The sequence below is a fragment of the Erythrobacter epiphyticus genome, assembly GCF_034653295.1.
GTDB lineage: Bacteria > Pseudomonadota > Alphaproteobacteria > Sphingomonadales > Sphingomonadaceae > Erythrobacter.
Genome location: NZ_JAYEEU010000008.1, coordinates 171,064 through 185,386 on the forward strand (window position 1 = coordinate 171,064; position 14,323 = coordinate 185,386).

The window sequence follows — 14,323 nt, forward strand, 5'->3', positions numbered from 1 at the left end:
ATGATTTCCTACCTCGAATTCGAGAAGCCGGTCGCGCAGCTTGAAGAGCGCATCAGCCAGCTGCGCGGTGTCAACGCGCTGCATGACGTCGATGTCGCGCACGAGATTGCCCGGCTTGAGGCCAAGAGCAATGATCTGCTCGCCAGCACCTATGCCTCGCTGACGCCGTGGCAGAAGACGCAGGTGGCCCGCCATCCGCTCCGCCCCCATTTCCGCGATTATGTCGCCCATGCGTTCGAGGAATTCGTTCCCTTGGGCGGGGATCGGCTGTTCGGCGATGACGAGGCGATCATGGGCGGCTTTGCCAAGATCAATGGCCGCCGCATCATGCTGATCGGGCACGAAAAAGGCCATGATACGCAGACCCGCATTCGCCACAATTTCGGGATGGGGAAGCCTGAGGGCTATCGCAAGGCGATCCGCCTGATGGAACTGGCGGGCCGCTTTGGCCTGCCGGTGGTGACGCTGGTGGATACCTCGGGTGCCTTCCCCGGTATCGAGGCGGAAGAGCGCGGGCAGGCCGAAGCAATCGCCCGTTCGACCGAGGCCTGTCTTGCCTTGCCGGTGCCGATGGTGGCGGTGATCGTGGGCGAGGGCGGATCGGGCGGGGCCGTCGCGCTGGCGAGTGCCGAACGCGTGCTCATGCTTGAGCATGCGGTCTATTCGGTGATTTCGCCTGAAGGCTGCGCCTCGATCCTGTGGCGCACCTCGGAAAAGGCCCCCGATGCCGCGCAGGCGATGAAGGTGACGGCGCAGGATCTCAAGCGCCTTGGCGTGATCGATCGGATCGTGAAGGAACCCGTTGGCGGGGCGCATCGCAATCCGGCAGCAACCGCGCGCATGCTCGGCGATGCGATCGTCGAGGAACTTGATGCCTTGTCGGGCAAGCCGGCCGAAGCGCTGGTCGCGGCGCGCGAGGCCCGTTTCCTTGCGATTGGCGGCTGAATAGCCACCACTCGGCGGCTTTTCTCCGCTGATACTTGCCCTTGATTGACGGATGACGTTAGTCATCTGCAGGCAAGGCGGGATGTTCCATAGCGCTACCCGTCTGAACATGGGGCCGGAGGAACGCCGATGACGCGCAAAAATCGCATGATACTTGCATGGGCAGCCGCGCCGCTTGCGTTGGTGCACACGGGTTGCATGGGCGGGGCGCAAGTGGCTTCGGCCTCGACGCCGATTACCCCGCAAGAAGCCAAATTGGGTGCGCAATATCACCCGCAATTCGTTGCCGAATTCGGCGGTGCGATGACCGGGCGCCACGCGCAATATGTCGAGCAGGTGGGTAAGAAGATCGCGCTCCAATCTGGCCTTGCGAATGCCGAAAGTGCGTTCACCGTCACCTTGCTCAATTCCCCCGTGCACAATGCTTTCGCGGTGCCGGGGGGCTATGTCTACACGACGCGGCAACTGGTCACGTTGATGAACAATGAAGCGGAATTGGCGGGTGTGATGGGCCATGAAGTCGGCCATGTCGCCGCACGCCATTCGCAGCGCCGCCAGGAAGCCGCGACCCGCAATTCGATCTTCGGCTTGCTGGGGGCAATCGGATCGTCGTTGCTGTTCGGCAATTCGGCAGGCGGAGAATTGCTCTCGCGCACCTTCCTGCAAGGCTCGCAGATGCTTACGCTCAAGTTCTCGCGCAAGCAGGAGCTGGAGGCTGATGATCTTGGCATCGCGTACCTCAGCCGCGCGGGTTATGATCCGCGCGCGATGAGCACGGTGCTGGCGAGCCTTGCGGCGCAGAACGCGCTGGATGCGCGGCTGCAGGGCCGCAATGCGAGCGTGCCCGAATGGGCTTCGACTCACCCTGATCCGGCAAGCCGGGTGCGCACCGCGGCGACAAAGGCGCAAGGCTTCTCGGGCAGCGCCACCAACCGCGACACGTTTCTCACCCGGATCGACGGGCTGCTCTATGGCGATGATCCTGCGCAGGGTGTGATCGAAGGCAGCCGCTTCGTGCATCCCGAATTGATGCTGTCCTTCACCGCGCCGCAGGGCTTCATCATGGTGAACAGCACGCGGGCGGTCAGCATCAACGGGCAGGGCGGACAGGCACAGATGACGATGGCGCCCTATGGCGGCGATCTCGATGCCTATGTGCGGCAGGCCTTTGCCGCGATCGGCGGTCAGAACAGCAATCTCGCTCCGGCCAATCTGCAACGCACCACGATCAACGGCTTGCCCGCAGCGATTGGCACCGCGCGGGTCAACAACAATAATGGCCCGGTCGATGTGACGGTGGTGGCCTATGAATTCGCACGGGATCGGGCCTATCACTTTGCCGCGATCACGCCAGCCGGGCGCGGCGCGGTGTTCAACCCGATGTTCGGATCAATGCGCCGGATCACGCAGGCTGAAGCGTCAGGCGTGGTGCCGCGGCGTATCCAGGTGGTGACTGCCGCGCGGGGCGATACGGTGGCAAGCCTTGCACGGCGGATGGACTACCCCAGCGCGCAGGTTGAACGATTCCGCGTGTTGAATGCGCTCGGCGCGAGTGAGGAAGTGGTGCCCGGACAGCGGGTCAAGCTGGTGGTGCGCGGACGATAGGAGCGCTCTCTTTTGGCGTAATTATGAGAGCACAAAAGAAAAGCGGCGGGGATTGCTCCCCGCCGCTTGGTTTTCGAACCTATTGCGATTGGTTACGCGTTGGCGTTCGCGGTGGTCAGCGTGTTGCTAACGCCGTTGAAGGTCGTGCCCAGCTGCGTGCCGAGGGCGCCCATGCCGGCGATCGCGGCGACAGCGATAAGAGCGGCGATCAGGCCGTATTCGATGGCGGTGGCGCCGGCTTCGTCGCGGATCAGCTTGTTGATGAAGGTCATGTCTAGTCTCCTGGTATGTCGTCTTTGGTACCCTTGCCCGCCCCTGTCATGGTCAAGCAATTAACGTCCTAGATTTCATTTCTTGAAATTTTGCTAACGCTCCAGTTGGTTTCGCTTATGCACTGATCGCAGTCGCGAGCACTTGAGTGGTTTGCGTCCAAAGCTGGTCAAAGCTTTGCCCGAACCCTTCGAGAGCGGTAACCATCGCAAGAAAGATGACAGCTAGTATCAGCCCGTATTCAACGGCTGTGGCGCCGGTCTGGTCGTGCCAGATCTTTGCGATCATTTCCTTCCAGTCCATTGTCACCCCCGTTTATCCGTTCCAGACCATCGCAAAATCACCTGAGAGAATTAACAAATGGTTGAGCCCGATCGCGAAGTTGAAAAAAATACCGACGCTTCGCGCACGTGGCTCCCGGTTGTTGCGGGTGCTGTGATGAATCCGGAAGGGTACTGCCTTATGCACCGCAGACCTCCAGGAAAGGCTTACGCGGGCCTCTGGGAGTTTCCCGGAGGCAAGGTTGAACACACTGAAAAGCCTGTCGAAAGCCTGATCAGGGAGCTAGGGGAAGAGATCGGTATCACGCCGCTTGCCGAGGCTTGCAGACCGGCCCTTTTTGCCGAGCAGGCCGCTGGTGAAGGCAGGCCCGACATTGTCCTGATGCTTTACATTGTCGACGCGTGGCATGGCACGCCGCAAGCGCTTGAGGGCGGGGAAATCGGCTGGTTCAGCCCGGCGGAGGTGCAGCGATTGCCGATGCCCCCGATGGATCGGGATCTTGCCGAGCGGCTTTTCTGGTAGGTCGGCGGGTGTCTGGCCCGCGCGGCTAGACGCAGCAAGGGGCGGGGCCTCCAAGCCGCAAAACAGCAAAGGCCGTTCAGGCAAAAAAGGGGATTGCCAAGCGCAGCGCCTGCCCCTAGACGGCCCCCTCAACGCGCACCCGTAGCTCAGCTGGATAGAGCACCAGACTACGAATCTGGGGGTCAGAGGTTCGAATCCTTTCGGGTGCGCCAACATTCCCCTTTTTTGCGGAAAGAGCGGCTCTTGCGAAAGCCGCGCCGAGCTAGTCAGCGGCGCAGACTCCCCTCTCGCAAACTATGGAACCGCGTCTAGAGCCTAGGTGCTCTGCGCTCCCCATCATGATTGAGTTTGGCTTTGCCGAGCGGTTGTGGCCAGCCAGTTTGCCGCCCCGGCTTGTTGCATTTACGGCGCCCTCTGGCCTAGGCGGAGGTGGCCGCCAGCATCTTCGTCATCTCGGCCTTGCTCCAGGCGCAGGCCGCAGCCGCGCCAAGCCCGTGCTGAAACTGGCTGATCCCGCCGGCAATCCGTGCGGCATGGGCGAGGATTGTGCTGCGGTCGCCATCATTGGAAGCGAGGCCCGCATGCATCAGCGCCCTTTGGTGGGCGGCGTATTCACGATTAAGATCCATAGTAAGTGTCCTGCTTGAGCCAGCAACGGGCCCCAAAAGCAGCGCGCCGGAAGGTGGGGGTTTGTGAGAAGCGTTCCGGTGTCAGCCGCGCTGTCGCCGCGCGGCTTCCTTTGGCATGATGGCAAAGTCGCGCGAGGTAGGTCGCAGTCTGACAGCGCGGTGACTGCCCCAGCTTATCCAGCGCCGTTCGAAATCATAACGAGCGCCGACAATAGGTGCGGTTAAATAATGCGAGAGATCGGATTGCCGGAAGGGCAGCATCTCGCCGCTGCTTTGCGCACAGATAACGCCCGTGCGGGCCGTGATACCATAGCTGGCAATCGTACCAAGGTGCATCATGGCGCGTTCCTCCATGCGCGCGCGGCGCGCCAGAAGGGCGCGCAGCCATGCGCGGCTAAAAGTCGGAATGCAAAGGAAGCGGCTCTTCTTAGGGAAAGCCTGAAACCGTCGATTACGGCCGGTAGCAGCTTTGCAGATGGGGATTGATCGCGCGAATGCAACCGCGCCCGACCGTGGCGAGCGATTTAAGGCTGGCGCTGGCGGTTTTGCCGGACCAGTTCCGCAATCGGGATCGCCGAACCGGCAATGCCTTTGCGGGCATAATCCGCCCCGACTGAAGCGGCGCTGGCCGCGGCATCGGCGAACAGGCGACCACCGACCGAGAGGATTGTCGGCCTGCCAAGCGCGGCCAAGCGACTGTGCGCGATGGCGCTGCGCAGATCAATCAGCGCGTGCTGGCGCGGCAGGGCATCAGAGAGCCCGATATCCATCGCATCGGGTTGCTGCGCGCCCAACTGGTTGAGCAAGGCCTGCTCGCTTTCCGGAAAGGCCATTTCGACTTTCCAGCCCGCATCGGTGAATTGATCGGCGAGCAGCGAGGTGCCGAGCATGTGGCTTTCACCCGGCGCGGTGGCGAGCATGATGGTGTAACGGCTTTTCCGGATCATCTCGCTCGCCGGTGCATAACGCACCGCGTGGCCTGCCAATTGCAGCATCGAAAGCGCGATGGTGAGCTCGATTGCGCTACAAGCGTCTTCCATCCACACATCGCCCAGCGCGCGCGCGGCCGGCTCGATCAGCAGCGAGACCACCGCATCGCCCGTCCAGCCTTCATCCGCAAAGCCGGCGATCAGGGCGTTGAGTCGGATATCATCGCCATCGAGCGCCAGCGCCACGATCCGCGCGATATGCTCTGCCACCGCAGGCGGAGTGGGTGATCGCGCCGCAGGCACATCGAGAAAGCGTTCATCAATCAGCAGATCCCATTCGGAAAACAGCCGCGAGGTGACGACATGCTCGCTCAGGATGTCGATATGGCTGTGGCGGGTGTCCTGCTTGATCGACGACCACAACAGATCAAGCTGCGCGGGCGGGCCTTCAAGCGTCTGGAAGAAACAGCCATTCTCGAAGGCCAGCATCCCGGTGATGCCAAGGCGGCGATTGCGTGCGCGCGCCTTGGTGACGAGCGATTGCAGATCGCCCGCGCCGGGCGATGCTGTGGCAACGCTTTTGTAGGTGAGGCAGGCGATCCAGCCATTCGCCGCTGTGGTGCTGTCATGTGTTGCTGTTTGCATTGCCGCATCCTTGTGAGCCTTGAGGATACGCGGCAATCAGGGCAGCGCATAAGCACTGCCAAGCGGTCCGGCAGACGATCCCCATCCGCCAATCTATGAACGCTACGGCACGCCTTAAGCAGGACGGAGCGCGATAAACCATTGTCCTCTAATCGGTGCGGATCGTCAATTGCCAAGCACTGCTGGCCTGATTTTGTGCACCACGGCTGATGGCCAAGCGTGGGCAACCCGGCCTATGATCTGTGGCGTAGCATCCCTTCGGGCAAGGGCTTGAGGCTGCTCCAACTGCTCAGCGTTGGTTCCTCCAGATCGGCTTCAAGGTCGGGTAAGTGCCTTGCCGGTTGCAGCGCCGCCACGAAACTGTAAAGACAAGGCGGGGTGCGGCAACAAGACTTCGCGATCCCTGCAATGCAGATCATCTGATAAGGCAGAATAGATGGCGAGCCGGCTGCGTAATGCTGGAATGGCAAGACTTCTCGCATTTGGCCTATGCGCTGGCAGCTTTGCCCTTGCGGGCGGAGCGCTGGCGCAAGACCCTTCCAGCCTGAGCTACGCAGCCGCGCAGCAGCGCTATGTCGAGCAGTCCGACGCGCTTGATGCCGCCGATGCCGGTGTGCGCGCTGCCGCGGCGCGCTATCAGGCGACGCGCACCATCGGGCGCCCCGAGGTCGAAATCGAAGCGCAGGTGCTCGACTTCCAGAAAACGCTGTTCCTGCCACTTGGCCCGCTGGCCAATGTCGGGGCCGCCTTCGGGCTTGATGATCCGCTGCAATTCCGCATCCGCGAGCTGGTCTCGCGCCCGATCATCACCGCGACCATGCCGCTTTACACAGGCGGGCAGATGGATGCAGCGCGCACCGGCGCGGCGAGCCGCCTCACCATCGAGGAAGCCGCGCGCGACGATACCACCGCCAAGGGGTTGGCGCAGATGGCGCGGGCCTATTTCGGGCGGCAACTTGCCGCCCAAGCGCTCAGCGTGCGGCGCGCGCTCGTCAACGGCATCGGCCAGCACGTGCTTGATGCCCGCGCGCTCGAACGCGAACAGCAGATCGCCCGCGTCCAGCGCTTGCAGGCCGAAGCCGCGCTGGAACAGGCGATGCGCGAACAGGAAAAGGCCGAAGGTGATGTTGCCGCGGCGGAAATCGGGGTGATGGGCCTGCTGCGGCTCGATGCTCCGGCTGATCTTGCCACCCCGCTCGCCGTGCCGACTGCGCCGCTGCCGCCGGTCGGCGAATTTATCGCGACTGCGCTGGACGATCATCCCACCATCCGCAAGCTGGATGCCAGCGTCACGCTGGCGGGGGCAGGAGTCGCCGCCGAGGCCGCCAGCCTGCGGCCCACCGTCTATGCCTTGGCGCAGTATAATCTCGATCGTGAGAACACCCTGCTGACCGATCCCGATTTCATTTTCGGGGTGGGGATCAAATACAAGCTGGCAAGCGGGCTCGGGCGCCGTAGCCAGTTGGCGGCTGCCCGCGATACCGAAGCGCAGGCGAGCGCCGGGGCGCGCGAGGCCCGCAGCCAGATCGAAACCGGGGTGATGATTGCCCACAACCGCGCCGAGAACGCGCGGCGTCGCCACGCGCTCTATGCGCGCAGCATTGCAGCGGCTGATGAGGCTTTGCGGGTGGCGCGTCTTGCTTTCCGCGAATTGCAGGGCACCAGCCGCGATGTCACCGATGCGGAACTGCTCGCCGCCAGTGCGCGTGTCGAACAGGCGCTGGCGGCCTATGAATATGTCGATGCCCTGATCAATCTGATGGAAGTGAGCGGCCAGATGGAGCGATTGCCCGAATACCTCGCCTTGGCAGGAGGCCAGTCATGAGCGAGGCTGACGCGGCGCCAGCAGGGCGCAAGGCTCCGCTGATCCTAGCCGCAGGCGTGGCGGTGCTGGCGCTGATCGCGCTCGGCCTGTGGCTCGCATGGCGGCCCGCGCCCGATCAATTGCAGGGGATCGTTGATGCCCGCGAATTGCGGGTCGCGAGCAAGGTGACCGCGCGGCTGGCCCAGATCCATGTCGAGGAAGGACAACAAGTCACGGCCGGGCAATTGCTCGCCACGCTCGATAGTCCGGAAGTCGCGGCGAAAGAAGCGCAGGTCAATGCCGTGGTCGATGCCGCCGAGGCGCAGGCCAGCAAGGCTGAGGCCGGCGCGCGGGCAACCGAAATCGCGGCTGCCGAAGCGCAGTGGAAGCGCGCGGCGGCAGCAGCCGATCTGGCGCGGGTGACCTTTGAACGCGTCAATCGGCTCGCTGAAGAAGGCGTGGTGCCCGGGCAGAAGCGCGATGAGGCGCGCACCAATATGATTGCGGCGAGCGAAGCAGCGCGCGCGGCGCGTGCCCAGTATGATACCGCGCTCGAAGGCGCGCGGCGCGAGGACAAGCGCGCGGCCGAGGCGCAGGCCAATCAGGCGCGCGGGGTCGCGGCCGAGGTGGCGATTGCGGCGGCGGAAACCAAGGTGTTTGCGCCCGCCAGCGGTGAAGTCGGGCGGCGGCTCGCCCAGCCCGGAGAGCTGGTCGGCGCGGGCTTCCCGATCATGTATGTCACCGAGGCGGCGACGCCGTGGGTCACGCTGATCGTACGCGAGGATCAACTGGGCGGCATGGCGATGGGGCGCGAATACAGCGGCACGATCCCGGCGCTGAAGGGCGCGCAGGCGCGGTTCCGTGTGACCTTCATGGTTCCGGCGGGCGATTACGCCACCTGGCGCGCCACCCGCCAATCGAGCGGCTTTGACATCAAGGGCTTCGAAGTGCGGCTGGCGCCGGTCAAACCGGTCAAGGGCCTGCGCCCCGGCATGTCGGTGCTGTTCGACTGGCCGCAATGAGCGTTTTTGCGCGGATTTCGCACGGTTTTGCACGCGAACTGCGCTTTTTGGCGCGCAATCCGTGGGATCTGGCGCTGCTGACATGGCTGCCGCTGGCGTTGTGCGCGATCATCGCGTGGCAATTATCGGCAGGGGTGATCCGTGATCTTCCGGTCGCGCTGGTCGATCAGGAGCGCGGTGCGCTGGCGCGCGATCTCGCTATCCGGATCGAAGGCGCGCCGGGCCTGCGGCTGGCCTATCACGCGCAGGACATGGCCGAGGCAGAACGCATGGCGCGGGCAGGCGCGGTCGAAGCGATCGTGCTGATCCCGCGCGAGGTAACCGCGCGTGCCCTTGAAGGGCGCGGCCAGATCACGCTTTTTGTCAACGCGGCGCATTCGGCTGCGTCATCGACCATCCAGCGCGAGCTGGCGGGGATCATCGGCGCCGCCAATGGGCGCGTTGCCATCGAACAGATGGCGGCTGTCCTGCCGCCGGGCACGGTGCGCGCCGCACCGCTCGCGGCCAGCTCCGCCATCGCTTTCAACGCGCCGGCGAGTCAGGAGCAGCAACTTGTCAGCTTGCTCCACCCCGCCTTGCTCCACCTGCTGTTCATGCTCGCAGTGGTCTCGGCCTTCGGGCGCGAGCTGCGCGATGCGAGCGTGGCCGAATGGCGCCCCGATCTCGCCGCGATGGCGGGGAAGGCGGCGCCCTATGTCCTCGCCTTCATGGTCTGGGGCGCGCTCGCAACAGCCTATCTGGCGGGGCTGCGCGGCTGGACGCTGGCGGGCGGCCCGGCGTTGCTGATGACAGGCTACCTTGCGATGTTCGTGGCCTATACCGGGGTTGCCCTGCTGCTCGTTGGCGCGACGCGCTGCATGAGTCAGAGCCTTTCGCTCACCGGGCTTTACGCCGGGGCATCCTTTGCCTTCGCCGGAGCGATCTTTCCGGTCGATCAGGCGAGCAGCTTTGCCAAGGTCTGGGCCGAGATCCTGCCCTTTACCCATTTTGCCCGGCTGATCGCGCTGGATTGGGTCTCCGGAGCCGAAGCCTCTGTCGCGGCAGCCCCGCTCTTGCCACTCGCGATCATCACGCTGGTGACCGGTGTGCCCGGGGCATGGCTCTTTCTGCGCGCATCCCGGAGCCCGCAAGATTGGGGGCGACGCTGATGTGGGCGGCCTTTCGCGCGGTTTTCGCCGCCATCTTTGCGGATCGCGCCGCCGCTTTGCTGCTGCTGGGTGCGCCGCTGCTTTACGCGGTGCTCTATCCGAGCGCCTATGCGGGGGAGATCGTCGAGGATGTGCCGGTTGTAGTGGTCGACATGGATCGCACGGCGGCAAGCCGCGATCTGATCATTCACGCCGGCGCGACCCAGCAGAGCCGGATCGTCGCCAGCCTTGCCTCGCCCGCCGAGGCGGAACGTTGGCTAGCGAGCGACCGGGCGAGCGCGGCGATCCTCATCCCCGAAGGCTATGCCCGCGCCATTGCGCAAGGGCGCAGCGGCCAGATCGTGCTGACCGGAAGCGGCGCGCACCTGTTGCGATCATCAAGCGCCTTGGGCGGGATCGGCGCTGCGCTGGGCAGCACGGCGCGCGAAGCGGCGTTTGAACAAGCGCGCGCGGCTGGCCCCGGGGCACCGCCCGCGATGCAATTGGTGACACGGCCGCTGTTCAACACCCGCGAAGGCTATGGCGCGGCGGTGTTTCCCGGGGTCGCCTTCGTGATCGTGCACCAGTCCTTGCTGCTGGGGCTGGCGCTGCTGGCGGGCACTGCGCGCGAGCGGTTGGGCGCGCCGCTCAGCGTCACACCGGCGCAGTTCGCGGGGCTGGGACTGGCCGCCGCGATGATTGCGATGGTGCAGGTCTGCTGGTTCGCGGGCTTTGTGTTCTGGTGGCAGGATTATCCGCGCGGCGCCGCGCCGCTGTGGCAGGTGCTTGCAGGCGGAATGCTGTTTGTTGCGGCGACCGCGGCGCTGGTGCTGTTGCTGGCGAGCCTGTTCCGCACCCGTGAGCGGCCCTTGCAGCTCGGACTTGGCATTTCCCTGCCGCTGTTCTTCCTGTCGGGTCTGACCTGGCCGGCCGCGGCCACGCCCGCACCGGTGCTGTGGCTCGCCCGCCTGTTCCCGACGACGCCGGGGCTCGAACTGATGGTGGGGCTCAACCAGATGGGCGGCAGCCTAGCTGATTATGCCGCTGCGCTTTTCAATCTTGCGGTGCTTGCTGCCATCTTTGGCGCCCTTGCGTTCTGGCGCTGGACTTCGCCCCGCGGCTTGCCTGCGCTGCCCGTGCGAGCGGCGCGCGATCTGAGTGGCAGCGCATGAGGCGATAGGCCTACTCTGCGGAGACCAGCATGGGCCCTTGCATCCTGTGGCAAGCAGCGCCGTGCCATTCATCACGCCAAATCATCAACTCGTCGATCAAGAGGCATGTCCCCGTTGCCTAGAATCGGGCTCCTGCGGCAATGGGCGGCATAAATCATCAAGGATTTGAAGGTATCGGATAATCTTGGTGTGGTTACATGAAGTCTTTGCTTCACGTAATTCGTTGAATTTAAACAGGGAAATACCAGAAAATGATCGACCATGAAGTCCGGCGTCGTCGCGCCCAACTTATGCTGACTGTTGCCGCTATCGGGTTGAGCGTCACGATGCCTGCGGTTGCCAGCGCGCAAGATGCCGACGTTACCACCGAGGAAACCACCGAAGAAACCGGTCAGCCGTTGATCGTGACGGGTACCCGCATCCAGCGCCCCGAGGCCGCCACTGCGACCCCGGTTGTCTCGATCACGGCCGAAAACCTGATCCAGTCGGGGATCAACAACATCACCGAACTGCTGGCGCAGAGCCCGGCGCTGTTCAATTCGGAAACCAATTTTGATGCCGCCGGCTCGCAGGCGCGCACCGGTGCTGCGGGCGTCAACCTGCTCAACCTGCGCAACCTCGGCGCGAACCGCACCCTGACGCTGGTCAATGGCCGCCGTCATGTCGCCGGTGTGGCGGGTGAGGCTGCTGTTGACACCAACACCATCCCGGTCAGCCTGATCGAGCGTATCGACATCCTCACCGGCGGTGTGTCGTCGGTCTATGGGGCCGATGGCGTGTCGGGCGTGGTGAACTTCATCATGAAGCGCGATTTCGAAGGCATTGATCTGCGCGCACAAGGCGGGATTTCCGACTTTGGCGATGCCGAGAACCGCTTTGTCTCGGCGACGATCGGTAAGAACTTCGCCGACGGGCGCGGCAATTTCGCGCTGAACTACGAATATCGCAGCGATGGCCGCGTCGGTTTTGGTGATCGTCCGAATGGCCGCTTCGAAGCCGACACGCTGGTGCGTAACCCCAATGATATCCCTGATGATCCCAATGTTCCGGACTTCGTATTCCTGAACCGCATCGGTTATGCCGACAGCTCGCCGGGCGGTGCGCTGGTGATTGATGGCAGCTTCAGCCCGCTGTTCAACGGTGATGGCCGTCCCTACAATCCGGGTCTGTTCCTGCCGCAGTCGGGCTTTCTCGCGCAGGGCGGCGACAACACCCCGGTCAACAATTATCAGGGTGACCTCCAGGCCGGGACCGAGCACCACTCGTTCAACGCCTTCTTCAACTATCAGCTGACGCCTGACGTCCGCTTCTTCGTTGAAGGCAAGTATGTGAAGACCGATAACTTCACGGTCGCGCAGCCTTCCTTCGACTTCTTCACCTTCATCTCGGAAGAGAACCCTTTGATCCCGGCCAATGTCCGGGCGGCTGGTCTGGGCGAATTCGGCGGCCTGCTGTTCAACCGCGACAATTTCGATTTCGGGACGCGCAACGAGAATTTCTCGCGTGATCTCTATCGCACCGTTGTCGGCTTTGACGGCAACATCAGCGACAATGTGAAGTTCGAGGCGAGCTATGTCTATGGCCGCAACGACACCACCTACATTTCGACCAACCAGCGCATTGAGGACCGCTACTTTGCCGCGCTCGACGTGGTGGATGTGGGCGCGTTCCGCACCGGGGTTCCCAACGGCGTGTTCGATTGCCGCGTCAACCTTGATGGCGGGGCGATCGCGGATGCGGGCAACTTCAACTATGGTGAAGCGCCGCAAACCTTCACACCCGGCCAGTGTGTGCCGCTCAACATCTTCGGCGAAGGCGCTGCCAGCCGCGAAGCTCTGGATTTCATCCTGACCGATACGGCCAATGAATACCGGATCCAGCAGCATGTCGCCAACGCCTTCATCAGCGGCAATTTTGGCAAGTTCTTCGAACTGCCGGGCGGGGCGGTGAACTTTGCTTTCGGCGGCGAATATCGCAAGGAAAGCAGCGATTTCCGTCCGGATGCGATCTCGACCCAAGTTGCGAGCTTCGATCCCAATTCGGGTGTGCTGGCCGACCTCGCCTTGCTGGCGCGCGAAACCGGCAGCTTTGATGTCTGGGAAGTGTTCGGCGAAATCAACGTGCCGCTGCTGGCTGACCGGCCGTTCTTCGAATTGCTCGAATTCACGGTCGCCGGCCGCCTTTCGGACTATTCGACCGTCGGTACCACCGAAGCCTGGTCGATCAACGGGCAGTGGGCTCCGATCCGCGACATCCGTTTCCGCGGTGGTTATTCGGAATCGGTGCGTGCGCCGAACATCACCGAACTGTTCGCGCCGCGGACCGGCACCTTTGCCTTCCTTGACGATCCGTGCAGCCCGGTGAACATCAATCAGGGTACCGAATTCCGGTCGACCAACTGCCGCGCGCTGATCACCGGCCTTGGCGTCGATTTCGACACCTTCGATCCGGATAGCGATATCTCGTCGAGCGCCAGCCTCGAAGGGATCGTGTCGGGCAACCGCAACCTGTCGCAGGAAGATGCCAAGACCTGGACCGCCGGTGTCATCCTTCAGCCGAGCTTCGTGCGCGGTCTGACCGTGACGGCGGACTGGTATGATATTCGCCTGTCGAACGCCGTGCGCACCCCGGGTCTCACCGAAACCGCGCAGTTCTGCGTGGACTCGGCATCGCTCGCCAACCCGTTCTGCGATGCGATCACCCGTTCGCAGACGACCGGTTTCGTGACGAGCTATGTGCTGGCGCCGCAGAACGTCGCCTTCTTCGAGACGGCTGGTCTCGACGTGACGGTGAACTACGCGTTCACGCCGGGCAGCGGCAAGTTTGGCCGGTTCAACCTGCGCGGCAGCGTGGGTTACCTCGACAAGCTGTCGTTCCTGCCTGCCAATGGCGGGATCGTCGACAATGATCGCGGCGAAACCGGTGCACCGGAATGGGTCGGCACGGCTGACCTCACCTGGTCGTTCAAGAATTTCACGCTCAACTACGGTCTCCAGTACACTGGTGACCAGCTCCGCTTCGAGCGTGATCGGATCGAGGGCGATCCCGATATCGTGGCGCCGGAATTCCTCGTGCTGGATGAGCGTTTCGTCCACGATCTGCGGGCGGAATTCACCACCAACAATCAGCAGGCGAACTTCTTCCTTGGTGTGAACAACTTCACCAACGAAATGCCGGCGCGCGGTCTGGCCAATCAGCCCGGCGTGGGCTGGCTCGGCCGCTATTTCTACGCGGGTATCCGCATCAACACCGACAAGCTCGGTTTCTGATCGCACTCGTCTGACTGACATCAAGAGCGGCTGTCCGGCGTTGGCTGACAGCCGCTCTTTTTGCGTCCGCGTACAGGCCAGCACCGGCTTGAATGGCGTGCG

General features: G+C 63.4%; 13 protein-coding genes and 1 tRNA gene. 9 read left to right on the forward strand and 5 right to left on the reverse strand.

Going from position 1 to position 14,323, the window contains the following annotated elements:
- Both SOQ14_RS10380 and SOQ14_RS10385 read left to right on the forward strand, forming a co-directional pair.
- Positions 1-945: an acetyl-CoA carboxylase carboxyltransferase subunit alpha gene (locus tag SOQ14_RS10380; protein ID WP_322898033.1), complete on the forward strand. Its 945-nt coding sequence runs from the start codon at positions 1-3 to the stop codon at positions 943-945.
- 129 nt (positions 946-1,074) lie between these two features.
- Positions 1,075-2,550, forward strand: a complete 1,476-nt coding sequence (locus tag SOQ14_RS10385; protein WP_322898034.1) for a M48 family metalloprotease — start codon at positions 1,075-1,077, stop codon at positions 2,548-2,550.
- Positions 2,551-2,642: 92 nt separating this feature from the next.
- Here the strand turns inward: SOQ14_RS10385 and SOQ14_RS10390 are convergent, their stop codons facing one another.
- Both SOQ14_RS10390 and SOQ14_RS10395 read right to left on the reverse strand, forming a co-directional pair.
- On the reverse strand, positions 2,643-2,822 hold the full coding sequence (locus SOQ14_RS10390) for a Flp family type IVb pilin (RefSeq protein WP_322898035.1): 180 nt from the start codon (positions 2,820-2,822) through the stop codon (positions 2,643-2,645).
- Positions 2,823-2,937: 115 nt separating this feature from the next.
- On the reverse strand, positions 2,938-3,123 hold the full coding sequence (locus tag SOQ14_RS10395) for a Flp family type IVb pilin (RefSeq protein ID WP_322898036.1): 186 nt from the start codon (positions 3,121-3,123) through the stop codon (positions 2,938-2,940).
- Positions 3,124-3,180: 57 nt separating this feature from the next.
- On the opposite strand from SOQ14_RS10395, the gene SOQ14_RS10400 reads away from it, so the two are divergent.
- Complete coding sequence (locus SOQ14_RS10400) at positions 3,181-3,624, forward strand: (deoxy)nucleoside triphosphate pyrophosphohydrolase (protein WP_322898037.1); 444 nt, start codon at positions 3,181-3,183, stop codon at positions 3,622-3,624.
- 135 nt (positions 3,625-3,759) lie between these two features.
- Positions 3,760-3,836 (forward strand) — tRNA-Arg (locus SOQ14_RS10405).
- A gap of 207 nt (positions 3,837-4,043) precedes the next feature.
- On the opposite strand, the gene SOQ14_RS10410 is transcribed toward SOQ14_RS10405, so the two are convergent.
- From SOQ14_RS10410 to SOQ14_RS10420, 3 genes are all read right to left on the reverse strand, one after another.
- Entirely contained in the window at positions 4,044-4,253 is a 210-nt protein-coding gene (locus tag SOQ14_RS10410) for a hypothetical protein (protein ID WP_322898038.1), read from the reverse strand.
- 81 nt (positions 4,254-4,334) lie between these two features.
- Positions 4,335-4,592, reverse strand: a complete 258-nt coding sequence (locus tag SOQ14_RS10415; RefSeq protein ID WP_322898039.1) for a hypothetical protein — start codon at positions 4,590-4,592, stop codon at positions 4,335-4,337.
- 185 nt (positions 4,593-4,777) lie between these two features.
- Positions 4,778-5,827, reverse strand: coding sequence for a BLUF domain-containing protein (locus SOQ14_RS10420; RefSeq protein ID WP_322898040.1), 1,050 nt, complete (start codon positions 5,825-5,827; stop codon positions 4,778-4,780).
- A 463-nt stretch (positions 5,828-6,290) separates the two neighbouring features.
- On the opposite strand from SOQ14_RS10420, the gene SOQ14_RS10425 reads away from it, so the two are divergent.
- From SOQ14_RS10425 to SOQ14_RS10445, 5 genes are all read left to right on the forward strand, one after another.
- Positions 6,291-7,652 carry a TolC family protein gene (locus SOQ14_RS10425; RefSeq protein ID WP_322898041.1) on the forward strand — a complete coding sequence of 454 codons (1,362 nt, stop codon included), beginning with the start codon at positions 6,291-6,293 and terminating at the stop codon, positions 7,650-7,652.
- Positions 7,649-8,653, forward strand: a complete 1,005-nt coding sequence (locus tag SOQ14_RS10430) for an HlyD family secretion protein (RefSeq protein ID WP_322898042.1) — start codon at positions 7,649-7,651, stop codon at positions 8,651-8,653. The genes SOQ14_RS10425 and SOQ14_RS10430 overlap by 4 nt, the downstream gene beginning before the upstream one ends.
- Positions 8,650-9,801: an ABC transporter permease gene (locus tag SOQ14_RS10435; protein WP_322898043.1), complete on the forward strand. Its 1,152-nt coding sequence runs from the start codon at positions 8,650-8,652 to the stop codon at positions 9,799-9,801. The genes SOQ14_RS10430 and SOQ14_RS10435 overlap by 4 nt, the downstream gene beginning before the upstream one ends.
- Entirely contained in the window at positions 9,750-10,952 is a 1,203-nt protein-coding gene (locus SOQ14_RS10440) for an ABC transporter permease (RefSeq protein WP_322898044.1), read from the forward strand. Before SOQ14_RS10435 ends, SOQ14_RS10440 begins: the two co-directional genes overlap by 52 nt.
- A gap of 290 nt (positions 10,953-11,242) precedes the next feature.
- Entirely contained in the window at positions 11,243-14,221 is a 2,979-nt protein-coding gene (locus SOQ14_RS10445; protein WP_322898045.1) for a TonB-dependent receptor domain-containing protein, read from the forward strand.
- Positions 14,222-14,323: the final 102 nt, after the last annotated feature.